The sequence below is a fragment of the Microvirga sp. HBU67558 genome (assembly GCF_018069605.1).
In the GTDB taxonomy this organism is placed as follows: domain Bacteria; phylum Pseudomonadota; class Alphaproteobacteria; order Rhizobiales; family Beijerinckiaceae; genus Microvirga; species Microvirga terrae.
In genome coordinates, this window is the sequence record NZ_JAGPUP010000035.1 from 1 (window position 1) to 241 (window position 241).

Below are 241 nucleotides of genomic sequence, written 5' to 3' on the forward strand. Positions count from 1 at the left end.
GATCGCAACATCCTCGCGGCCGTCGACTTGAAGCGCGACACGTCGGGCAGCATCGTGGCCGAGGCTGCGGACGTCTCGGCACACCGCCTTATCATGCTGCGCACCCTAATGGTCGCCGCCATGGTGACGGTCGCCTGCGCGGTCATCGGGCTTCCCTACGCGATGCTTGCAGCCTCGCTGACCGGGTGGAAGCGGTCGGTTCTCCTGCTCGCGGTGGTCCTGCCGCTCTGGACATCACTGC

General features: G+C 66.8%; 1 pseudogene. It reads left to right on the forward strand.

What is annotated here, in order from left to right:
• Positions 1-241 (forward strand): annotated as a pseudogene (locus tag KBI52_RS00130) (ABC transporter permease); the annotation flags it as partial.